This window comes from Stenotrophomonas maltophilia group sp. msm1 (genome assembly GCF_032025805.1).
In the GTDB taxonomy this organism is placed as follows: Bacteria; Pseudomonadota; Gammaproteobacteria; order Xanthomonadales; family Xanthomonadaceae; genus Stenotrophomonas; species Stenotrophomonas hibiscicola.
Genome location: NZ_JAVSKH010000002.1, coordinates 195720 through 218117, shown reverse-complemented (window position 1 = coordinate 218117; position 22398 = coordinate 195720). Strand labels below are relative to the sequence as shown.

Annotated in this window: 18 protein-coding genes, 1 pseudogene and 1 riboswitch; of the genes and pseudogenes, 11 read left to right on the top strand and 8 right to left on the bottom strand. The window is 67.2% G+C overall.

All coding sequences use genetic code 11. The annotated features are described in order from the left end of the window. Nucleotides 1-15: 15 nt before the first annotated feature. The gene (locus tag ROV95_RS08620; protein ID WP_019660038.1) at nt 16-909 is read left to right on the top strand and encodes a DnaJ C-terminal domain-containing protein; all 894 of its coding nucleotides are present in this window, start codon (nt 16-18) and stop codon (nt 907-909) included. Nucleotides 910-997: 88 nt separating this feature from the next. Here ROV95_RS08620 and pilH read toward each other — a convergent pair whose 3' ends face one another. Together pilH and ROV95_RS08610 are read right to left on the bottom strand one after the other, a co-directional pair. Continuing rightward, nucleotides 998-1369 carry a twitching motility response regulator PilH gene (gene pilH, locus ROV95_RS08615; protein ID WP_005410644.1) on the bottom strand — a complete coding sequence of 124 codons (372 nt, stop codon included), beginning with the start codon at nt 1367-1369 and terminating at the stop codon, nt 998-1000. Between the two features lie 88 nt (nt 1370-1457). Continuing rightward, entirely contained in the window at nt 1458-2453 is a 996-nt protein-coding gene (locus ROV95_RS08610; protein WP_312543979.1) for a YhdH/YhfP family quinone oxidoreductase, read from the bottom strand. A 153-nt stretch (nt 2454-2606) separates the two neighbouring features. On the opposite strand from ROV95_RS08610, the gene hflK reads away from it, so the two are divergent. From hflK to ROV95_RS08590, 4 genes are all read left to right on the top strand, one after another. After that, nucleotides 2607-3740 carry an FtsH protease activity modulator HflK gene (gene hflK, locus ROV95_RS08605; protein ID WP_005410642.1) on the top strand — a complete coding sequence of 378 codons (1134 nt, stop codon included), beginning with the start codon at nt 2607-2609 and terminating at the stop codon, nt 3738-3740. Then, complete coding sequence (locus ROV95_RS08600) at nt 3737-4600, top strand: protease modulator HflC (RefSeq protein WP_019660037.1); 864 nt, start codon at nt 3737-3739, stop codon at nt 4598-4600. Before hflK ends, ROV95_RS08600 begins: the two co-directional genes overlap by 4 nt. A 67-nt stretch (nt 4601-4667) precedes the next feature. Then, nucleotides 4668-4853, top strand: a complete 186-nt coding sequence (locus ROV95_RS08595; protein WP_005410640.1) for a DUF2065 family protein — start codon at nt 4668-4670, stop codon at nt 4851-4853. 491 nt (nt 4854-5344) lie between these two features. Then, entirely contained in the window at nt 5345-6637 is a 1293-nt protein-coding gene (locus tag ROV95_RS08590; protein WP_019660036.1) for an adenylosuccinate synthase, read from the top strand. 187 nt (nt 6638-6824) lie between these two features. Here ROV95_RS08590 and ROV95_RS08585 read toward each other — a convergent pair whose 3' ends face one another. Next, nucleotides 6825-7481: a M23 family metallopeptidase gene (locus ROV95_RS08585; protein WP_312543976.1), complete on the bottom strand. Its 657-nt coding sequence runs from the start codon at nt 7479-7481 to the stop codon at nt 6825-6827. Between the two features lie 4 nt (nt 7482-7485). After that, nucleotides 7486-8448 carry a L,D-transpeptidase family protein gene (locus ROV95_RS08580; protein ID WP_312543975.1) on the bottom strand — a complete coding sequence of 321 codons (963 nt, stop codon included), beginning with the start codon at nt 8446-8448 and terminating at the stop codon, nt 7486-7488. A gap of 234 nt (nt 8449-8682) precedes the next feature. Here ROV95_RS08580 and ROV95_RS08575 point away from each other — a divergent pair, with 234 nt between their 5' ends. Further along, nucleotides 8683-10809, top strand: coding sequence for a methyl-accepting chemotaxis protein (locus tag ROV95_RS08575; protein ID WP_155029948.1), 2127 nt, complete (start codon nt 8683-8685; stop codon nt 10807-10809). 46 nt (nt 10810-10855) lie between these two features. Here ROV95_RS08575 and ROV95_RS08570 read toward each other — a convergent pair whose 3' ends face one another. Beyond that, nucleotides 10856-11479 carry a hypothetical protein gene (locus ROV95_RS08570; RefSeq protein WP_061478844.1) on the bottom strand — a complete coding sequence of 208 codons (624 nt, stop codon included), beginning with the start codon at nt 11477-11479 and terminating at the stop codon, nt 10856-10858. Between the two features lie 347 nt (nt 11480-11826). On the opposite strand from ROV95_RS08570, the gene ROV95_RS08565 reads away from it, so the two are divergent. Next, nucleotides 11827-12108: a hypothetical protein gene (locus ROV95_RS08565; RefSeq protein ID WP_312543972.1), complete on the top strand. Its 282-nt coding sequence runs from the start codon at nt 11827-11829 to the stop codon at nt 12106-12108. 107 nt (nt 12109-12215) lie between these two features. Here the strand turns inward: ROV95_RS08565 and ROV95_RS08560 are convergent, their stop codons facing one another. Together ROV95_RS08560 and ROV95_RS08555 are read right to left on the bottom strand one after the other, a co-directional pair. Next, nucleotides 12216-12689 carry a hypothetical protein gene (locus tag ROV95_RS08560; RefSeq protein ID WP_134734758.1) on the bottom strand — a complete coding sequence of 158 codons (474 nt, stop codon included), beginning with the start codon at nt 12687-12689 and terminating at the stop codon, nt 12216-12218. Between the two features lie 22 nt (nt 12690-12711). Then, nucleotides 12712-14802 (bottom strand): catalase, encoded by a 2091-nt coding sequence (locus ROV95_RS08555; RefSeq protein WP_312543969.1) that lies wholly within the window; start codon nt 14800-14802, stop codon nt 12712-12714. 114 nt (nt 14803-14916) lie between these two features. On the opposite strand from ROV95_RS08555, the gene ROV95_RS08550 reads away from it, so the two are divergent. The 3 genes and pseudogenes from ROV95_RS08550 to ROV95_RS08540 all read left to right on the top strand — a co-directional run. Next, nucleotides 14917-15639: an AraC family transcriptional regulator gene (locus tag ROV95_RS08550; RefSeq protein WP_021204412.1), complete on the top strand. Its 723-nt coding sequence runs from the start codon at nt 14917-14919 to the stop codon at nt 15637-15639. 82 nt (nt 15640-15721) lie between these two features. Next, entirely contained in the window at nt 15722-17089 is a 1368-nt protein-coding gene (locus tag ROV95_RS08545; RefSeq protein WP_134734760.1) for an amino acid permease, read from the top strand. Between the two features lie 226 nt (nt 17090-17315). Then, nucleotides 17316-17642, top strand: a pseudogene (locus tag ROV95_RS08540) (VOC family protein); the annotation flags it as partial. 83 nt (nt 17643-17725) lie between these two features. Here ROV95_RS08540 and gcvP read toward each other — a convergent pair. Then, nucleotides 17726-20593 carry an aminomethyl-transferring glycine dehydrogenase gene (gene gcvP / locus ROV95_RS08535; protein WP_021204410.1) on the bottom strand — a complete coding sequence of 956 codons (2868 nt, stop codon included), beginning with the start codon at nt 20591-20593 and terminating at the stop codon, nt 17726-17728. Between the two features lie 62 nt (nt 20594-20655). After that, nucleotides 20656-20758, bottom strand: a riboswitch (glycine riboswitch). Between the two features lie 299 nt (nt 20759-21057). On the opposite strand from gcvP, the gene ROV95_RS08530 reads away from it, so the two are divergent. Beyond that, nucleotides 21058-22284, top strand: a complete 1227-nt coding sequence (locus tag ROV95_RS08530; protein ID WP_312543968.1) for a multidrug effflux MFS transporter — start codon at nt 21058-21060, stop codon at nt 22282-22284. The last annotated feature ends 114 nt before the right edge of the window (nt 22285-22398 follow it).

The following is a 22398-nucleotide window of genomic DNA, read 5'->3' as shown; positions in this document are numbered from 1 at the left end:
AATCGAGGTAGCTGGATGGAATTCAAGGATTACTACGCCACCCTGGGGGTGGAACCGAGCGCGGGCGAGGCGGAGATCAAGACCGCCTACCGCCGGCTGGCACGCAAGTACCACCCGGACGTCAGCAAGGAGGCCGGGGCCGAAGACAAGTTCAAGGCGGTCAACGAGGCGTACGAGGCGCTGCGCGATCCGGAAAAGCGTGCGGCCTATGACCAGCTGCGCGCGCAGGGCTATCGCCCGGGCGAGGAGTTCAACGTGCCGCCGAACTACGGCGGCGCCGGTGGTTTCAATTTCGAGGAAGTGTTCGGTGGCGGCGGCCCCAACGGCGGCTTCAGCGACTTCTTCGAAAGCCTGTTCGCGCGCCAGCGCGGTGGAGCGGGCGCGGGGGCCGGTCCGGGCTTCAGCAGCCAGGGCCATGCGCCCAACCGCGATACCCGCGCCAAGCTGTCGGTGCCACTGGAAGCGGCCTACAGCGGCGACAGCCTGCGCATCACCGTCAACGGCAAGCAGCTGGACGTGCGCGTGCCCAAGGGCATCCGCCCGGGCCAGGTGATCCGCTTGGCAGGGCAGGGCAACCATGGCGGCAATCTGCTGCTGGAGGTGGAATACGCCGCCCACCCGCAGTTCGAGGTCGATGGTCGCAACATCCTCTATACGCTGCCGCTCACGCCGTGGCAGGCCGCGCTGGGCACCAGCATCAGCGTGCCGACCCTGGGTGGTGCGGTGGAACTCAAGATTCCGGCCGATTCCGATGCCGGCCGCAAGCTGCGCCTGCGTGGCCGTGGCCTGCCGGGCAGCCCGGACGGCGACCAGATCGTCGAAATCGAGATCGTGGCCCCGGCTGCGACCGATGAGGCGCAGAAGAAGGCGTACCGCAATCTGGCCAAGGCGTTCGGCGAGACCATTTGAAGGTGGTGCCGGCCGCTGGCCGGCAACTTCATTGCCCTGGACGGTGATGCGTGGTTGCCGGGCAGCGGCCGGCAACACCGCGCGCGTCTCAGCCCTGGCCCGCGAACACGCGCTCCAGCACCTCGGACAGCTCGTCCTCCGAGAACGGCTTGGTGATGTAGGCCTTGGCGCCCTGGCGCATGCCCCACATGCGGTCGGTGTCCTGGTCCTTGGTGGTCACCAGGATCACCGGGATATGCCGGGTCGCCTCGTCGCGGGCGAGGGTACGGGTGGCCTGGAAGCCGTTGAGGTTGGGCATCACCACGTCCATCAGGACCAGGTCGGGCAGCTCGGCCTTGGCGGTTTCGACCCCGGCGGCGCCATCGGTGGCGGTCAGGATCTGGTGCCCGAGCTTCTCGACGATGCGCTGTATCCCCAACAGCTGCGACGGTGAGTCGTCGACGATCAGAATGCGTGCCATGTTGTTCCCCATGTAATGCCCGCAGTGTAGTGCGGGCCCATTACCGGCGGGAGGGCCGCGTCTGCCGTCCGTCGCCTGCCTGCGACGTTCAGTCGATCCGTACCACGGTGCGACCCAGCGAACCGCCCGCCAGCATCCGTTCGAATACGGCAGGAAGGCCATCGAGGCCGACTTCGGCGGTGCAGATGCGGTCCAGGTGCTGCGGCTTCCAGTCACTACCCAGCCGCGACCACACTTCCTCACGCAGTCCGCGTGGCGCATTGGCCGAGGACACGCCCAGCAGCGAGACACCGCGCAGGATGAACGGCATCACCGTCATGTCCAGCGTCGGACTGGCTGCCAGGCCGGCACTGACGACGCTGCCGTAGGGCACGGTCTGCGCCAGCAGGCTGGCCAGCATGTCGCCTCCGGCATTATCGAGGCCACCCCCGAAGCGGGCCGACTGCAGCGCGCCGGTGTCGGCCAGCGCGTCGCGCGGCAGTACCTCGGTGGCGCCGATGCTGCGCAGGAATCCTGCCTGGTCCGGCTTGCCGCTGACCGCGTGCACGCGGTAGCCGGCACGGCTGAAGATGGACAGCGCCAGCGCACCGACACCGCCGCTGGCACCAGTGACCGCCAGCGGGCCGAGTTCCGGGGTCTGCCGGTTGTCCTGCATGCGCAGCAGGGCCAGCGCCGCAGTGAAGCCGGCGGTGCCCAGCACCATCGCCTCGCGTGGGGTCAGCCCGGCCGGCTGGGCGATCACCGCGCGCGATTCCAGCCGCACGTACTGGCTGTAGCCGCCGTCGCGGGTCTCGCTGAGGCCGCAGCCGGTGGCCAGCACCGCGTCGCCTTCACGCCAGTCCGGGTCGGTGCTGGCGACCACGGTGCCGGCCACATCGATGCCGCCCACCAGCGGGAAGCGGCGCAGGATCTTCCCTTTTCCAGTACCGGCCAGCGCGTCCTTGTAGTTGACCGAGGACCAGTGGGCGCGGATCAGCACCTGGCCGGGGTTGAGGTCGTCGACCCCGAGCCGGACCAGGCCGCTGCGATAGCCGGCGTCGTCGTTTTCGATGCGGAAGGCGGTGAACGGGGTGGTGGGGGCCATCGGCGTTGCCTGACTTCGAGGAAAACGCCACCTTACCCCGTTGCCCCCCTTTCGATCCTGCCGATCCGCCCCATCTTGTATGATCGGTGATGGTTTCACGGCTGGCGGTGCGGGAAGGGCCCGCGCCGCAGCCCAAATCTTGATGGAGCGTGCATGGCCTGGAATACACCCGGCGGCAACAAGGGCGGACAAGGCCCCGAGGACAATCGACGCGGGCCGTTCGGGTCACGCGGCGGTGGCAATGGTGGTGGCTGGGGCGGTTTGCCCGGGCCGCTGAAGGACCTGTTCGACGGCGGCATCGTGCGTTGGGTGGTGGCAGCCGTGGTGCTGCTGGTGCTGTTCTCCAGCTTCCAGCTGATCGGCGAACAGCAGCGCGGTGTGGTGCTGCGCTTCGGCCAGTTCTCGCGCATTCTGCAGCCCGGCCCGAACTTCAAGCTGCCCTGGCCGATCGAATCGGTCACCAAGGTCAATGCCACCGAGATCAAGACGTTCTCGATCCAGGTGCCGGTGCTGACCCGCGACGAGAACATCGTCAACGTCTCGCTGAACGTCCAGTACCGCATCGACGACCCGCAGCAATACCTGTTCGGCACCGTGGATGCCAACCAGGTGCTGGAGCAGTCGGCGCAGAGCGCCGTGCGCGAGGAAGTTGGCCGCGCCGACCTCAACGCCGTGCTGAACAACCGTGGTCCGCTGGCCGTCGCCGCCGAGGAGCGCCTGCAGGCGCTGCTGAAGGCGTTCAAGACCGGCCTGACCGTGACCGGCCTGACCCTGCAGGACGCCCGTCCGCCGGAGGAAGTGAAGCCGGCCTTCGACGAGGTCAACGGTGCCCAGCAGGTCAAGGAACGCCTGATCAACGAGGCCCAGGCCTATGCCGCCAAGGTCGTGCCGGAAGCCCGGGGCCAAGCCTCGCGCGCCCGTACCACTGCCGAAGGCTACAAGCAGGCCGTGGTGTCCAAGGCCGAGGGTGACGCGCAGCGCTTCAGCCTGTTGCAGGCCCAGTACAAGGACGCCCCGGAAGTGACCCGCAAGCGCCTGTGGCTGGAGACCGTGCAGCAGGTGCTGAGCGAGAACCGCAAGGTGATCGGTGGCGATGGCCGCCAGCTGATCTACGTGCCGATGACCGGCGATACCCGTCCCAGCACGTCGGCTCCGGCCGCAGTGGCCAACCCGGACGTGGTGATGCCGTCGCTGCCGGGTGCAGCGGCGGAAGCTTCCCGTGATCCGGGCCGGCCGGTGGGCCGCCCGACCGGGCGACCGAGCGGCCGTGAGGAGGGCAGCCGATGAAGAGTCCTATCTGGATCGCCGTGATCGTGGCGGTGGTGCTGGGCCTGCTCGGCTCGGTGTACGTGGTCCGTGAGGACCAGACCGCCATGGTGCTGAACCTTGGCAAGGTGGTGCGTTCGGACATCAAGCCGGGCCTGCACTTCAAGGTGCCGGTGGTGGAAACGGTGAAGGTCTTCGACCGCCGCTTCCAGGTGCTCGACACTGCGCCGGCGCGCTACTTCACCGCCGAGCAGAAGGACGTCAGCGTCGACTTCTTCGCCATCGGCTACATCTCCAACGTGGGTGACTACTTCCGTGCCACCGGCGGCGACCCGCGTGTGGCCAACGCCCGCCTGGCGCCGATCATCACCGACTCGCTGCGCAACCAGATCAACTCGCGCACCCTGCAGCAGCTGGTGTCCGGCGACCGCAGCGAGCTGATCGCCGAGCAGCTGAAGGGCATCAACGAAGCGGTGGCTGGCCTGGGCATGCAGATGATCGACCTGCGCATCAAGCAGGTGGACCTGCCGACCGACAGCCAGGTGATCAACGACGTGTACGAGCGCATGCGCGCCCAGCGCAAGCAGGAAGCGGCCAAGCTGCGTGCGGAGGGCGAGGAGCAGTCGCTGACCATCCGTGCCCAGGCCGACCGCGACAGCACTGTGCTGATCGCCGAGGCCGAGCGTGATGCGCAGCGCCTGCGCGGTGAAGGCGATGCCGAGGCGGCCCGCATCTATGGCAAGGCCGGCTCGGCCGATCCGTCGTTCTATGCGTTCTACCGCAGCCTGGAGGCCTACCGTGGCTCCATGACCGACGGCAATGGCGTGATCGTGCTCGACAAGAACGACCCGTTCCTGCAGTACCTGAAGAACGACCGCTGAGGTCGCAGGGCACTACCCCACGGGGCCCGGCCAGACGCCGGGCCCCGTGCTTTTTCCGGAGTCCCCCATGAAAGATCTGTTCGCCGCCGTCTGCCTGGTCGCGGTGCTGGAAGGCCTGTTCCTGTTCGTGGCGCCGTTCGCCTGGAAGCGCATGGCCGAACGCCTGCTGGACCTGCCCAGCCCGGCCCTGCGCAGCTTCGGGGGGCTGGTGCTGCTGGCCGGCCTGAGCCTGCTGTGGTGGGCGCGGCATTGAGAGGGTCGTGGGGGGGGGGGGGGGGGGGGGGGGGGGGGGGGGGGCGGCGGGCGCGGGGGGGGGGGGGGGGGGCGGGGGGCGGGGGGGGGGGGGCGGGGGGGGGGGGGGGGCGCCGGCGGGGGGGGGGGCGGGGGCCGGCGGGGGGGGGGGGGGGGGGGGGGCGGGGGGGGGTGGGGGGGGGGGGGGGGCGGGGGGGGGCGGGGGGGGGCGGGGGGGGGGGGCCCCCCCGCCGGCGCCCCCCCCCCCCCCCCCCCCACCGGGCGGGGCGGCTGACCGGCCGGTGAAGCCGTCCGTCGGAAAGGTGGCACCCGACCCCGGAAACCCGGATAATGCACAAAAGCCGGACGGGCCTCCCCGTCCGGCTTTTTCCGTGTCTGGGCCTTCCATCGCCGGCCGCTCCCCGTTTGGAGCCGCCCTCCAGGTGCTGGCCAGCCCCGCCACGGTTTACCCGTCCGCGGCCCCGATGGCCGCTACAAATCGAGGAGCCCGTCATGGGTCAGTCTGTCGTAGTGTTGGGTGCCCAGTGGGGCGATGAAGGCAAGGGCAAGATCGTCGATCTGCTCACTGAGGAAATCGGCGCCGTCGTGCGCTTCCAGGGCGGCCACAATGCAGGCCACACCCTGGTCATCAACGGCAAGAAGACCGTCCTGCACCTGATCCCGTCGGGCATCCTGCGTGACGACGCGCTGTGCCTGATCGGCAATGGCGTGGTGATCTCGCCGGCCGCGCTGCAGAAGGAAATCGCCGAGCTGGAAGGCTCCGGCGTGGAAGTGCGTTCGCGCCTGAAGATCTCCCCGGCCGCGCCGCTGATCATGCCGTACCACATCGCCCTGGACCAGGCGCGCGAGCGCGCTGCCGGTGGCAAGGCAATCGGCACCACCGGCCGTGGCATCGGCCCGGCCTACGAAGACAAGGTGGCGCGCCGCGGCATCCGCATCGCCGACCTGCACTACCCGAAGCAGCTGGAAGAACTGCTGCGCACTGCGCTGGACTACCACAACTTCGTGCTGACCAAGTATCTGAACACCGATGCGGTCGACTTCCAGAAGACCTTCGACGAGGCGCTGGCCTTCGGCGAATACGTGCAGCCGATGAAGTCCGACGTGGCCGGCATCCTGCACGACCTGCGCAAGCAGGGTAAGCGCGTGCTGTTCGAAGGCGCGCAGGGTGCGCTGCTGGACATCGATCACGGCACCTACCCGTACGTCACCAGCTCCAACACCACCGTCGGTGGTGCGCTGGCCGGTTCCGGCGTCGGCGCCGATTCGATCGACTACGTGCTGGGCATTGCCAAGGCGTACGCCACCCGCGTCGGCGGCGGCCCGTTCCCGACCGAACTGGACGACGAAGTCGGCCAGGGCATCCGTGACCGCGGCGCCGAGTACGGCGCTTCGACCGGCCGCCCGCGTCGCTGCGGCTGGATGGACATCGTCGCGCTGAAGCGCGCTGTGGCCATCAACGGCATCAGCGGCCTGTGCATCACCAAGCTGGACGTGCTGGACGGCATGGAAAAGCTGAAGGTCTGCATCGCCTACGAATACAACGGCAAGCGCACCGAGTACGCGCCGCTGGACGCGCAGGGCTGGGAAGAATGCACCCCGGTGTACCTGGAGTTCCCGGGCTGGAGCGAGAACACCCACGGTATCACCCAGTGGGACGACCTGCCGCCGGCCGCACGCGCCTACCTGCGTTCGCTGGAAGAGCTGGCCGGCTGCCCGATCAGCATCGTCTCCACCGGTCCGGACCGCGACCACACCATGGTGCTGCAGGATCCGTTCGCCTGAGTGAGAGACCGGTAGCGCTGGGCCATGCCTGGCACCGCTGGAAGAAAAAGCCCCGCGAAAGCGGGGCTTCTTCATTACCGTGTGGGCAGGCCAGCGGGGAAGCGACGCGATGACCAGCATGCCAGCGTGAAAGGCGAGACGGTTCTGTTCGTGCTGGTCCCAAGGGCTGCCTTGGCGGTGTTCACCTTCACCTTGCGGCGCTGGCAGCGCCGGCCGTCGAAGCAGGCGGCTTCAGCAACGGGTACGGGTTGATGGATTTGCCCTTCCACCACTGTTTTTCCGGTCCCAGCACGTGCACCTCGAAGTGCAGGTGCGGCGCCTCGGCGCTGGCGTTACCGGTGTTGCCGACATAGCCGATCACCTCCCCGCGCCTGATCACCTGCTTCTCGGCCAGGCCATCGGCATAGCGCTGCAGGTGCGCGTAGTAGTAGCACCAGCGTCCACTGGGCTCGAACTGATAAATCGTCAGGCCACCGCGCTTGCTGTCGAACAGCTTTTCTACCGTGCCGTCGGCCACCGCGAGTACCGGAGTACCCGCATCGGCCATGATGTCGATGGCATCGTGCACGCGGCCCTCGCTGCGTGCATCGGTGAACGTGTCGCGCAGCTGGGACGCCTGGATGCCCTGCACCGGCAGCAGCAGACCGGCTGGCGCATCGGTGGCGTTGGACGGCGGCACGGCCGTGGGAGCCGGGGCGTCCACGCCCGGCGTTGCAGCCGCAGCCACCGCAGGTTGCACTGCGGGCGGGGCAACCGCCACCGGCTCACCTGCATCGCGGTGCAGCCACCAGCCCGCTCCCACGCCCAGCAGCACGCCCAGCACGATCAGCTGCGAAAGGCGCATCGGCTCACTCCTGCATCACCACGGGCACCGAAGTATCCACCGCATCGGCCACGCGCAGCGCATCCCAGTTGGTCATGCGCACGCAGCCATGCGATTCTGTCTTGCCGACGTGGCCGGGTTCGGGTGTGCCATGCAGGCCGTAGTGCGGCTTGGACAGGTCGATCCAGACCCGCCCGACCGGATTGTTCGGGCCCGGCGGCAGCGTCGCCTTCTTTTCGCCCTTGCGCGCATCCCAGAACAGCTTCGGGTTGTAGTGGAACGGCGGGTCGCGATACACGCCGAGAATCTTCCATTCGCCGATCGGCAGCGGATCGTGCTGGCTGCCGGATGAGACAGGCACCTGTGCGATCACTTTGCCCTGCGCATCCAGCAATTGAAGTGTGGAGTCGGACTTGTCGACCACGATCTTCGCCGCCTTCGGCAAGTCCCCCGTTCCGATATTGGGCACCTGGATGCGGCTGCCGGCCTTGGCCAGATCGACGCCGGGATTGAGTGCCTTCAGCAGCTCAGGGGAGGCGTGGAAGCGCTCGCCCAGGCCTTCTTCCACGCTGCTGAAGCCCAGCGACTTCAGCTTGGCCTGTGCGGCGGGCCCTTTCGGTATGGCCTGGAACGGGCCGGCAACATCTTCAGCCGTGAGCGTATAGCTTGCCAGCGGCGTGATCGTATCGGCCTGCAGGGCCTTCCAGGTAGCGTCATCCAGTTCACCCGTTACGCTCAGCCCATGCGCCGCCTGGAAGCCCGACACCGCGCGCCGCTGGTTGCTGCCCACTTCGCCATCGATCTGGCCGGGGGAAAAATTCGCGCGATCCAGCAGCACCTGGGCGTGCAGGACAGAGCGCGGTGCGGTGTCCGGTCTTGCCTTCTCGGCAATGGGGGCAGGCAGGCCAGGCGGCGGCGCCTGCGCGAAGGCAGGTGATGCCAGCAGCGAGAGAGCGAGCAGGGCGGATCGGGGCATGGGTAACGGCATCGGGGACTCCAGCAGGGAACGCCACCACCTTGCCCGCAGACGGCGCCGAGCCACCGTGAAAGGGATCTGATGCCCGCATGAGCAGGCATGTCATTGCGGCCGGTTTGCACCGGCAGGTGCCACTGGGACGGCGACTCACCAAGGTGAACAGTGGCCGACGCCATTGGTGGATGGCGATCAAGATTGCCTGCCGTGCCGCCGATAAGGGCGCATCCCCCCGTTTTGGATACCCCCATGAACTACTTGAGGAACGTCAGGGTTGCCTGGCGTCTTGGGCTGGGCTTTGGCCTGTTGCTGTTGCTGGTTGCCGCCGTGGTGGCCACCGGCGCCACTGCCAGTGTCGTGCAGAAGCGCGCGATGCAGCAGGTGGTCGACGTCAGCGTGGCCAAGGTGCGCCTGTTGTCGCAGATGCTTGATGCCAACAACCAGATGATGGTGGTGCGCCGCGAGATGCTGATCCGCCAGGGTGATCACCGCACCAGCGACGAGAAGCGCATTGCTGATCTCGTCAAGCGCTACGAGGCCAGCTGGAGCGCCTACCAGGCGCTGCCCAGTGACGCCGAAGGCAAAGCCATTGCGGAAACCATCGCCGCCAAGCGAGCCGTTGCTCGCCCGCTCAACAAGCAGACCAGCGAACTGATGGAGCAGGGCGATTATCCCGGTGCCGTGGCGCTGACCCTGGGCCCGGTGCAGGACGCCGCCAACGGCTGGAACAAGGCGCTGTCCGATGGCGTGGACTTCGAGGAGAAGGAAAGCCGTGAGGCTGCCGCCGAGGCGATCCGCCTGGGCGAGCGCAGCCTGCTGCAGTTGCTGGTGCTGGGCGGCGTTGCGCTGCTTGCTGGCATCGGCGCCTCGGTGATGATCGGCCGCAGCCTGACCGGTCCGCTGGCGCGCGCGGTGAACCTAGCCGAGCGCCTGTCCAAGGGGCAGCTGGACCAGGAGTTCCGCCTCGGTGGCCGCGACGAGCTGACCCAGCTGGGTGAGGCGATGGCCAGCGTGCGCCAGAGTGTGCAGGCGGCGATCGGCGCGCAGTTGCAGATGGCGGAACAGCACGAGGCCGGCGCAATCCGCTATCGCATGGACGCCAGTGCGTTCCCCGGCGATTTCGGCCGCATGGTGCAGGCCACCAACAGCCTGGTCGAATCGCACGTGCAGGTGGAACTGCTGATGGCTGAAGTAATGCAGCGTTACGCCATCGGTGACCTCAGCCGCGACCTGCCGGACTATCCGGGCGAAAAGGGCACGTTGACCCGCACCCTGGCCGCGGTGAAGCAGAGCCTGATGGCGATCAACGCGCAGATCGATGAACTGGCCCGTGCCGCACGCGCCGGCGATTTCAGCATGCGTGGCGATGCCGGGGCCTTCCAGTACCAGTTCAAGACGATGGTCGAGCACCTTAACGGCATGATGGCCAGTTCGCAGGCCAGCATCGCCGATGTTTCCGACGTGCTGCGCGCGATCTCGCATGGCGACCTGACCGCACGCATGGAGGGCGAGTACGAAGGCGTGTTCGCGCGCATGCGCGACGATGCCAACACCACCACCGCGCAGCTGACCGGCATCGTCCGCGGCATCCAGGTGGCTGCCGACAGCATCAACAACGCGGCGCAGGAACTGGCCGCTGGCAACAACGACCTGTCGCGCCGAACCGAGCAGCAGGCGGCCAATCTGGAAGAAGCGGCCGCGTCGATGGAGGAGCTGACCTCCACCGTACGCCAGAACGCCGAACTGGCGCGTCAGGCCGACAGCGAAGCGCACGCTGCCGGCGCCGCCGTGCGCGAGACCGAGCAGGCGATGGCACAGATGGCATCGGTGATGGGCGAGATTGATCAGTCCTCGGCACGCATCTCGGAAATCTCCACGGTGATCGACGGCATCGCGTTCCAGACCAACATCCTGGCGCTGAATGCTGCAGTGGAAGCCGCGCGCGCGGGCGAGCAGGGGCGTGGCTTTGCGGTGGTCGCCAGCGAGGTGCGTACGCTCGCGCAGCGTGCCGGTGTCGCCGCCAAGGAAATCAAGGAGCTGATCGAAGACGCCGCTGCCAAGGTGAAGAGTGGCCTGGCGGTGACCGTTGAATCGGAAGCCGCGATCGCACGCGTGGCCCAGGCCAGCTCGCGCACCACGCAGCTGATGAGCGACATCGCAGCGGCCAGCAAGGAACAGGCCGCCGGCATCGAGCAGGTCAACCAGGTGGTGGTGCAGATGGACCAGGTGACCCAGCAGAACGCTGCGCTGGTGGAAGAAGCCACTGCCGCCAGCCGCGCGCTGGAGGAACAGGCGCATGCACTGACCACGTCGGTGGCGGTGTTCCAGATCGAGCAGGACGGTGCAGCCCGCGCCGTGGTGGCGCGCGCGGCCTGACCGTCACCGGTCGGCACGGCAAAGTGCCGTGCCGACCGAGAAGCCCTCAGCGCTTGAACAAGCGCTCGTGCATCCAGCCGTCGTTGGTCAGCACGAGCGTCGCTTTGCCATCGATTTCGTCCTTGGCTTGATCCGCTAGGTTACGGTAGCTGGCCTGGACCTCTTTCGATCTGGCCCAGCTGTCCGCATCTTCGACCTTGTAGCGGAAGTTCACCTGAGACAATTTCACGCCCATCATCTCGCTGGGCTCGGTAAAGGTGTCCACCTCTGTCACCCTGAACTTGCCGGTGCAGAACGCTGCTTGACCTGCAATTGTTTCTGCGCCGCCTTCTACGAGGAACTTCTTTCCTTTGGAAGTAAGCGCGTACTCGCCAGCCGGTACGGTCGATGTGCCAAACATCGATTTCATTTCAGATGCTTGGCGGCTCAGCAACCCGGCCTCGACCAAGGCGTTGGCCTGCAGGCGCGCGCGCTCTCCCAAGCTGCCATCGTTGGCCAGTCTGAAGGGGAGTTCCCGCGCGGGCAAAGCAGCGCAGAGTCCGTTCTTGGTATCAAGATATTTCTGAATAGCCTTGCCGAAATTGCCCTTGTTGGCGGTCTGGGAACTGCTGCATGCCGCCAGTACAAGCATCAGCGCGCTGGCCGCCAGAACTCGGTTCACATTCTTCATCTCAACTATCCCTGTCAGTGGGTCAATCAACGTAGCCGCTACCACTGAGCGAAGCTACAGGGTGGTGGATGTCGATGATCTCTCCTTGAGGGAGCCCAGCGAGGTGGCCCTGACGGCGATCAGCAGCGCCAGGTGACTTCCGGATTGCTCTGCACGGGATATAGCCGTTTACGACAAACTGCGCGACATGCACTGCCTTCATCGGTGTGCCTGAGCCACGAGTGTCTCTGGATGGCAGAGCAGGTGAGTCGCGCTGTCACCGATGCCGTACGGCCGTTATCGCTCGGTCTTCACTCCTCCATATGAGAGGACGTAGGCCGGCGCCCGCTGATCACGATGACCCTGGCGTGGCCGCCTTCATGGCGCTGGGCGCGGCGAACTACGTGACGGTGCGCGGGGGGCAGATCCACAACGCTGGCAGCGGCGAAGTGATCTGCCTGCAGTTGAACGGCGACCGCGCGCCTTTGCCGGGCACTGCGCGCCTGCTCGGTTCCAGCAGCGCGTTCCTGTTCGTCTGGTGGCCGCAGCAGCGGCGTGCCGAGGCCATTCCGATCGCGGCGTTGCGCACGCTGCAGGCGGCTGCCGTGCCGGTGCCCTCAGCCGCAGTGACGGCGGGGCCGTCCCGCTGAGGTAAGGTGCGCGGGTCGCTTGGGACCGACCCAGCGAGAGTAGGCGCTGCGCCACACATCCCGCGCCTGCGATGCGGGCGCGGGCTGTTCCCCGTTTTCGGGGACGATCAATCTCTGCTCCGCGTTCGGGCAGCCTTTTTCGCTGCGGTCTTGCGTGTCGCTGCCTTTCGGGCACGGGTAGCCGCCGCCTTCTTCGCGGCGGCGCTCCGCGAGGCGGCCGTACTCCCCTTCTTTGCCGCAGCCTTCTTCGCTGTCTTCTTTGCGGCCTTCTTTGTCGCGGTCGTGCGAGCCGGTGCCTTCTTTGCCACCGCCTTCTTTGCCACCGCTTTCTTCGCCGGCGCCTTCTTCGCTGCCGTCTTCCTGGTTGTCGACGTCTTGGCGGTCTTCTTGCGGGTCGCCTTCTTTGTAGTTTTGCGTGCACTGCCGCTACGCTTGCCGCCGCCGTCCTGCTTGTTCACGGTGGCCCAGGCAATGCGCTCGGCGGTGCCTTCACTCGCGCCGCGATCACGTTCGCTTTCCTCGATGTGCTCGGCCTGGCGCTTCTGCTTTTCGGTGTATGCGGATTTGTCACCACGGGGCATGACTATTCTCCTGTCGTTGTGGTCAGGCCAGCAGGCGCAGCTTGGGCTCACGCGCCCACTGGCGGATGGCGGCCGCCGCCAGGAATGCCTTGGCGTCTTCCGCTTCGACGATGCCGGCATCGTTGCCGACCCGCGCCGCCTTCAGCAGCGCTTGGCCTCCCGCGTCGCTGGCGATGGCCTTCAGGTGTGCCCACGCCTGGCTGACGAACTCCAGCGCGGCGCTCTCTTTCGACAACGCCTTTGATGCCTCTACGCTCAGCACCACGGCTACCGCATCGAACACAGCCGATGGCGTGCCTGCCAGTTGCCCATCCGCCGCCTGCATCGCGCCATCGCTCAGCGTGGCGCCACCGACTTTGGGCGCGACCAGCTTCACGTCTGCACCTGCTTTCCTGGCTGCCTTGCTCAGGCTGGCAATAATGCGGGCGTCGGAGCCTTCGTCGAACAGAATGCCGATGCAGCGACCCTGCAGGGTAGGCTTGTTGCGTCCGATCACACGCACCTCGGGAGCGGGAGGCATGTCCCGCGCCGGGGTGGCGGTGGGTGCCGGGTCGGGCAGGGCGGGCAAGGCCAGACCATCGGCCACGCGCCGCGCCAGTGAGTCATCGATGTTGCGCAGGTGGCTGACGGTACGTACCCGCACCTTCAGCGTTTCCACCTTGGACAACTCGAACACCAGCGCCGATGCCAGGTGCGCCTGCTCCGGCGTTTCAAGGCTGCGGAAGAACATGCGGGCCTGGCTGTAGTGGTCGGCGAAACTCTCCGCGCGGGTACGGCCCTTGCGGCCATCGTCGGCGCTGGCGTGGCTGCGGAAACCCGCAGGCGTCTCACGCGGTGAGTCCTCCTGCAGCGAACTGGGATCGTAGGCCACCCGGCCCTTGGGCACCTGCATCTGCATGTGGCCATCGCGCTGATGATTGGCGAATGGGCACTTCGGGGCATTCACCGGGATCTGGTGGAAATTCGGGCCGCCAAGGCGCAGCAGTTGGGTGTCCAGGTAGGAGAACAGGCGGCCCTGCAGCAGTGGGTCGTTGCTGAAGTCGATGCCCGGCGGCACGTTGGCCGGGCAGAACGCCACCTGTTCGGTCTCGGCGAAGAAGTTGTCGGGCCAGCGGTCCAGCACCATGCGCCCGATCACCTGCAACGGCACCAGCGATTCGGGAATGATCTTGGTCGGGTCCAGGTGATCGAACGGGAACGCGTCGGCTTCTTCTTCGGTGAACAACTGCACCGCCAGCTCCCATTCGGGAAAGTCGCCGCGCTGGATGGCCTCGAACAGGTCGCGGCGATGGAAGTCATTGTCGGCTGACTGCAGCTTCAGCGCTTCGTCCCAGACCGTTGACTGGATGCCCAGCTTTGGCCGCCAATGGAATTTGACGAAGGTCGACTCGCCTGCCTCGTTCAGCAGGCGGAAACTGTGCACGCCGAAGCCTTCGATCATGCGCAGCGAGCGCGGAATGGCACGGTCGCTCATTGCCCACATGATCATGTGCATCGACTCAGGCATCAGCGAAATGAAGTCCCAGAAGGTGTCGTGGGCCGAGGCGGCCTGCGGGAAGGCACGGTCCGGTTCCATCTTCACTGCGTGCACCAGGTCCGGGAATTTCATGGCGTCCTGGATGAAGAACACCGGAATGTTGTTGCCGACCAGGTCCCAGTTGCCCTCCCTGGTATAGAACTTGACCGCGAAGCCGCGCACGTCGCGCGGGGTATCCACCGAGCCTGCGCCACCGGCCACGGTCGAGAAACGGGTGAATACGGGTGTCTTCACCCCCACCTCGGTCAGGATGCGCGCGCGGGTATGGGAGGCCAGTGACCGGGTCAACTCGAAGTAGCCATGTGCCGCGCTGCCACGTGCGTGCACGATGCGCTCGGGAATGCGTTCGTGATCGAAGTGGGTGATCTTCTCGCGGAGGATGAAGTCTTCCAGCAGCGTGGGCCCCCGAGGCCCCTGTCGCAGGGAGTTCTGGTTGTCTGCCACCGGGATGCCCTGATCGGTGGTCATCACCGGATGGCTGCCCCCGGCCTGCTGGTGGAGCTCATCGCCATTGCCCCGTGGGTGGCTTTCGGGCGGGGTGGTTGCGCGCTTGCCGGTCGGCTTGCTGGCGGCCATGGAGGGTGGCTCCGGATCGTCAAAGGGAACCACGACACTGGAACCGAGCCCGTTAAACCCCGGTCCGGCAAAGGTGAACGTACGGGCAAAAGCGGGCTCGGGTATGCTTGCCGCATGCGAGTCGAGCCCGCCGACATCGAAGCCTTGTTCGACGCCATCCCGGACGTGCTGTTCTTCATCAAGGACCGCCAGGGGCGGTACACCCACGTCAACCAGACCATGCTGCGACGGCTGGGCCTGCGCGCGCGCAAGGACGTCATCGGGCGGACCGCGGCCGAGATCTACCCGACCGGCCTCAGCGCGGACTATGTCGACCAGGATGCCCGCGTGCTGTCCGGCGAGGTGATCGAGAACCTGATGGAGCTGCACCTGTTCGCCAACCGCGAACCGGGCTGGTGCCTGACCTGCAAGCGCCCGCTGCTGGTCGATGGCGCCATCGAGGGCCTGATCGGCATTTCCCGCGACCTGGGCCAGAAGGACAGCCTCGGCACCCAGTACGAGCAGCTGCGGCTGGCGCTGGCCCACCTCAACGCGCACTACGCCGAGAACGTGCGCATGCAGACCCTGCTGGACATCACCGGCTTCTCGCTGTCCAAACTGGAGCGCAGCTTCCGCAAGGTGTTCCAGATGACCCCGCAGCAGGTGCTGACCCGGCTGCGGATCCAGATGGCCATGCACCTGCTGCACGGTGACGAGAGCATCGCCAGCATCGGCCAGGCCTGCGGTTTCAGCGACCAGAGCGCCTTTACCCGCAAGTTCAAGGCTGAAACCGGTTTCTCGCCGCGTGCCTACCGCGCCCGTATTGGTGGCAGTGTCGGAGAGCCGGCACTGGCCTGAGCCGCCTGCTGCGCTGTGCCTATCCCCGCGGGCATGGGACAGGGTAAGGTGTCGCCCCTGTAGCCCGCCGCCAGCCCTGCCGATGCCCAACTCGATTCCGACCGCTTCGCCGTCCCGCCTCGGACATTCGCTCAAGCCCCGCCAGCTGATCATGATGGGCCTGGGCAGCGCCATCGGCGCCGGGCTGTTCCTCGGCTCGGGCGTGGGTGTGCAGGCGGCCGGTCCGGCGGTCCTGGTGTCGTATCTGGTCGCCGGCGCGCTGGTGATCATCGTGATGAACGCTCTGGGCGAAATGGCGGCGGCCAAACCGACCAGCGGCGCGTTCTCGGTCTATGCCGCCGATGCCATGGGCGCCACCGCCGGTGCCACCGTCGGCTGGTTGTGGTGGGTGCAGCTGGTGATCGTGATCGCCGCCGAGGCGGTGGGAGCGGCCGGTCTGCTGGCCACGGTCTGGCCAGCAGTACCTGTACCGATGGCGGCGCTGGCCTTCATGCTGTTCTTCACCGCCATCAACCTGCTCGGGGTAAAGAACTTCGGCGAGTTCGAATTCTGGTTCGCCATCCTGAAAGTGGCGGCGATCCTGGCGTTCATTGCCATCGGTGTGGCGCTGCTGATGGGTTGGCTCCCGCAGGTGACCTCGCCTGGGCTGAGCAACTTCACCGAGCATGGTGGTTTTGCGCCGAAGGGCCTGGCCGGGATCGGCGCGGCGTTGCTGGTGGTGGTGTTTGCCTTCGGCGGCACCGAGATCGTGGCCGTTGCGGCGGCGGAGACCGAAGATCCGGAGCGCAGCATCGCCCGTGCCATCCGCACCGTGGCGTGGCGCATCCTGGTGTTCTACATCGGCTCGCTGAGCGTGATCATCGCCGTGGTGCCGTGGACCAGCGAGGCGCTGAAGTCGCCCTTCGCCGCGGTGCTGGACATTGCCCGTATTCCGGGCGCAGGCACCGCCATCACCCTGATCGCTGTGATCGCGCTGCTGTCGGCGCTCAATGCCAACCTCTACGGCGCCTCGCGCATGATGTATTCGCTGGCGCAGCGACGTGAAGCCCCGGCCGTGCTGGGCTGGACCGATCCGCGCCAGGTGCCGGTCATCGCCGTGCTGGCCAGCGTCCTGTTCGGTTTCGCCGCCACGGTGATGGAGCTGCTGTTCCCGGACCGGGTGCTGCCGGTGCTGCTGAACATCGTCGGTTCGACCTGCCTGCTGGTGTGGACGCTGTCGCTGGTCTCACAACTGGTGTTGCGCCGCCGCGCGGATCGCCTGGGTACCCGGCTGCCGTTCCGCATGGCGGGCTTCCCGTGGCTGACCGTGTGCGCGCTGGGCATCCTGGCGCTGATCTTCGGCCTGCTGCTGAGCGAGGCGCACACCCGTCTGCAGTTCCTGTCGATGGTTGCGCTGACCGCCACGATCGCCGCCGGCAGCGCCATCGCGCGGCGCATGCGCGAGGCGTGATTCTGTAGAGCCGACCCTACGGTCGAGGCTGCTGTTTGCGCGATCGCCAGCCGAGCATGGGCTCGGCTCTACAACAGGCACACACTCCGCGTGGCACTGTGCGCAGGTGGGCCGCCAGCGGCCCGTCGACCGGGAGTACCGCATGCTGCGCAGTCGCCCCTTCCTGATGTTCACCGGCCAGGCCGAGGCCGCCCTGGCCCTGTACTCCTAGGCCTTCGCCGATTTCCGCCTGCTGGCAATGCAGCGCCATCCGGACGGCGCCGGTGCCGGCGTGCCCGGGCAGGTCCGACAGGCCATCTTCCTGCTCGGTGGCACCCACTACCTGTGCTTTGACAGCCTGGACGTGCACGACTTCACTTTCTCGCCGTCGATCTCGCTGTTCGTCGAGTGCTCCGGCGCAGAGCAGTTCGAGCGCGCGGCACGCGTGCTGGGCGAGGGCGGCCACTGGCTGATGCCGGTGGGCGAGTACGATTTCAGCAACCGCTACGGCTGGGTGCAGGACCGCTTCGGGGTGTCGTGGCAGTTGAGCCTGGGGCAGATGCCGGACCCGTGATCGGTTCAGCCGCTGCGCTCGCCGGGCATGGCCCGGCGCTACCGTAAACGAAAACGGCCCGCTTGCGCGGGCCGTTCCGTCAATCACGCTTCGACTTCATCATCCTTGTAGGCGTCGACCGGGATGCAGGCGCACATCACGTTCTTGTCGCCGTACACGTTGTCGACGCGTGCCACCGGCGGCCAGTACTTGCTCTGCTTCAGGCTGGCCAGCGGGAAGGCAGCCAGTTCGCGCGGGTAGGCGTGGGTCCACTCGCTGGCGGTCACTGCGGTGGCAGTGTGCGGCGCGTTCTTCAGCGGGTTGTCCTCGCGGTCCAGGCGGCCGTCTTCGATCGCGCTGATTTCCTCTCGGATCTGGATCATGGCGTTGATGAAGCGGTCCAGCTCGTGCAGCGACTCACTCTCGGTCGGCTCGACCATCAGCGTGCCGGCCACCGGGAAGCTCAGGGTCGGGGCGTGGAAGCCGAAGTCGATCAGGCGCTTGGCCACATCCTCGGCACCGATGCCGCTGGTCTTCTCCAGCGGGCGCACGTCGAGGATGCACTCGTGCGCCACCAGGCCGTTGCGGCCGGTGTACAGCGTCTTGAAGTGCGGCGCCAGGCGCTTGGCGATGTAGTTGGCGTTGAGCTGCGCGACCTGGGTGGCCTTGCGCAGGCCTTCGCGGCCCATCATCGCGATGTACATCCAGCTGATCGGCAGGATCGAGGCGCTGCCGAAGCTGGCGGCGCTGACCATGCCGACCGGGCCGTTGTCACCCAGCTTGCCCGGCAGGAACGGGGCCAGGTGTTCCTTGACCGCGCACGGGCCAACGCCCGGGCCGCCACCGCCGTGCGGAATGCAGAAGGTCTTGTGCAGGTTCAGGTGCGAAACGTCCGAACCCCACTTGCCGGGCTTGGCCACGCCGACCAGGGCGTTCATGTTGGCGCCGTCGGTGTACACCTGGCCGCCGTGCTTGTGGATGATCTCGCAGATCTCGACCACCTCTTCCTCGAACACGCCGTGCGTGGACGGGTAGGTCATCATGATCGCGGCCAGGCGGTCGCTGTACTTCTCGGCGTTGAGGCGGATGTCTTCCACATCGACATTGCCGTTGGCATCGGTCTTGGTAACCACCACCTTCATGCCGCACATCTGCGCCGAGGCCGGGTTGGTGCCGTGCGCCGAATCCGGGATCAGGCAGATGTCGCGGTGGCCTTCGCCGCGCGAGCGGTGGTAGGCGCGGATCGCCAGCAGGCCGGCGTACTCGCCCTGTGCGCCGGAGTTCGGCTGCAGGCTGACCGCGTCGTAGCCGGTGCATTCGACCAGCATCGCTTCCAGCGTGTCGATCAGTTCCTTGTAGCCCAGCGCCTGGTCGGCCGGTACCAGCGGGTGGATCTGCGAGAACTCCGGCCAGGTCACCGGAATCATCTCGGCGGTGGCGTTGAGCTTCATGGTGCACGAACCCAGCGGGATCATCGTGCGGTCCATCGCCAGGTCCTTGTCGGCCAGCGAACGCAGGTAGCGCAGCAGTTCGTGCTCGCTGTGGTGGGTGTTGAACACCGGATGGGTCAGGAACGCAGACTGGCGCAGCAGGCCGGCCGGCAGCGCGTCGGCGGTGCTTGCGTCCAGCGCATCGATGTCGGCCTGCGCGCCGAACACGGCGGCCAGCGCGACCACGTCGGCGCGGGTGGCGGTCTCGTCCAGGCTGATGCCGACCGAGTCGCTGTCGATCGCGCGCAGGTTGTAACCGGCGGCGCGTGCCTTGGCATGGATCTCATCGGCGTGCACGCCGGTGACGTGCAGGGTGTCGAAGAAGTCGCCACCGACCTGCACGCCGGCGTTGCGCAGTGCCGCAGCCAGGATGGCGGCCAGGCGGTGGGTGCGGCGGGCGATGCGGGTCAGGCCTTCCGGGCCATGGTAGACCGCATACATCGAGGCCATCACTGCCAGCAGCACCTGTGCGGTACAGATGTTGGAGGTGGCCTTCTCGCGGCGGATGTGCTGCTCACGGGTCTGCAGGGTCAGTCGGTATGCCGGGTTGCCCTGGGCATCGACCGAAACGCCGATCAGGCGGCCCGGCATCGAGCGCTTGTAGGCGTCACGGCAGGCCATGAAGGCGGCGTGCGGGCCACCGAAGCCGAACGGCACGCCGAAACGCTGGCTGTTGCCGACCACGATGTCCGCGCCCCATTCGCCCGGGGCAGCCAGCAGGGTCAGGGCCAGCAGGTCGGTGGCCACGGCCACCAGGCCGCCGCGTGCGTGCACGGCATCGACCAGCGCCTTGTAGTCACCGACCTGGCCGAAGGTGTCCGGGTACTGCAGCAGCAGGCCGAAGGCTTCTGCTTCCAGTGCCTCGGCCGGGGTGCCGACGCGCAGCACGATGCCCATGGGCTCGGCGCGGGTGCGCAGCAGTTCCAGGGTCTGCGGGTGCACGGCATCGTGCACGAAGAAGGTGTCCGACTTCGACTTGGCCGAACGCTTGGCCAGGGTCATCGCTTCGGCGGCGGCGGTGGCTTCGTCCAGCAGCGAGGCGTTGGCGATTTCCATGCCGGTCAGGTCGGCGCACAGGGTCTGGAAGTTGATCAGCGCTTCCATGCGGCCCTGCGAGATTTCCGCCTGGTACGGGGTGTAGGCGGTGTACCAGGCCGGGTTTTCCAGGATGTTGCGCAGGATCACGTTCGGCGTGTGGGTACCGTAGTAGCCCTGGCCGATGAAGCTGCGCAGCACGGTGTTCTTGTCGGCGATCGCACGGATCTTCGCCAGTGCCTGCACTTCGGTCATCGACTCCGGCAGCGCCAGCGGCGCCGGCGACTTGATCTTGGCCGGCACGATGGCATCGGTCATCGCATCCAGCGACGCGTGGCCGACGACGTCGAGCATCTGCGCGATCTCGGCATCGTTGGGGCCGATGTGGCGCTCGACGAACGCATTGTGGTGCTCGAGCTCACGCAGGGAAGGGGTGTTCTGGGACATGGCGAAGGATCCGTCAGGAAAGGGCACACGCACGGGCACAAGCCGCCGGTCGGCGGTCTGCGGGGCGCCCCTCTGTCCTTTTGCCTGAGAGTTTGGAAGCGCGGAAAACCGCGGCTTCGTGCCCCTTCGGCGCCGGATCGAACCGGTCTCTCCAGAGTTCTGTTACGGGTGGTATCGGGCCTGAGCGATTACGGGCGTTGCGCCTTCGGCAGCGGTGTTCCGCTTCTCCCACCGTGTTGCCCGCCGATTATAGCCCGTTGCGGGCCCGCTGGCCGCGCCCCGGCGCGGGCCCGCGGCTGAATGGCCGATGGCCCGGCCGTGCGTTTTGTGCACCGCTGCATGGCATCGGGCGCAATCCCCACCTATGATGGGCGGATACCCGAATTCATCTGGCGCCGTCCCCGTTGCAGCGGGACCGGCGCCCGCCGTGCGTGCCGCGCATGGCCCTGCCGGACGCTTCCTTCATGACCGCCGCCGTTGCTCCCTCCACCCGCCGCATGGCCCTGCTGCTTGCCGGCCTGGCCATGTTCGGCCCGTTCTCGATCGATACCATCTTCCCCGCGTTCCCGCAGCTGGCGCAGCGCCTGTCGGTGGACGAGGTGGCGGTGCAGCAGACCATCAGCGTGTACCTGCTGTTCTATGGCCTGATGAGCCTGGCGCATGGCCCGCTGTCCGATGCGTGGGGGCGCAAGCGGGTGATCCTCGGTGGCCTGGTGGTGTTCGTCGGCGCCTCGGTCGGCTGTGCGCTGTCCACCGATCTGGCCACGCTGCTGGCGTTCCGCGCGCTGCAGGGCCTGTCGGCGGGTGTCGGCATGATCGTCGGCCGCGCGGTGATCCGCGATCTCTACCATGGCCACGACGCGCAGCGCCTGATGAGCCAGGTGTCGATGCTGTTCGGCATCGCCCCGGCCATCGCGCCGATCATCGGTGGCTGGATCCTGCTCAGTGGCGCCGGCTGGCCGCTGATTTTCTGGTTCCTGGTGGTGTTCGCGCTGGTCCTGCTGGCAGCCACTGCACGCTACCTGCCGGAGACCCATCCGGTCGAAGCGCGCGTGCCGTTGTCGCCGCACGCGTTGATGCGCGATTACGTGCGCATCGGTTTCAACCCGCGCTTCCTGCGCCTGGCGCTGGCCGGCAGCATCGGCTTCGGTGGCATCTTCCTGTACATCTCGTCGGCGCCGGTGTTCGTGATGCAGCACCTGCACCTGGGCGAGGGCGGTTTCGCCTGGTTGTTCATCCCCACCATCGGCGGCATGACCACCGGCTCGTTCCTGTCCGGGCGCATGGCCGGGCACACCACGCCCACCCGCCAGGTCGCCATCGGTTTCAGCCTGTGCGCGCTGTCGGCGCTGCTGAATGTCGGCTACGTGGCGCTGTCGCCGCAGTTCGTGTTGCCGTGGGCAGTGCTGCCGATCTTCCTGGGCGGCATGGGCATGGCGCTGATCTTCCCCATCCTGGCGCTGGCGGTGCTGGACATGTATCCGCACCAGCGCGGCCTGGCCTCGTCGCTGCAGGCCTTCGTGCAGCTGATGATCAGCACCGTGGTGGCCGGCGTGGTGTCGCCGTTGCTCAGTGCCAGCCCGCTGCACCTGGCGCTGGGCCAGGCCGCGTTCTTCGGCGCCGGCTTCGTGTTCTGGTACTGGGAACACCAGCGTGAACGCGCGGCGCAGGCAGCCTGCACGGGCCATTGAGCAGCGCGCAGGGGTAGGGCAGGCCGCGATGCCCGCAACGCTTGCGGCGAGGAACGACCGGACTAGGCTGGGCACTCCAGCCAGCCGGTGCGTGGATGCACGACAGCCAGCCGA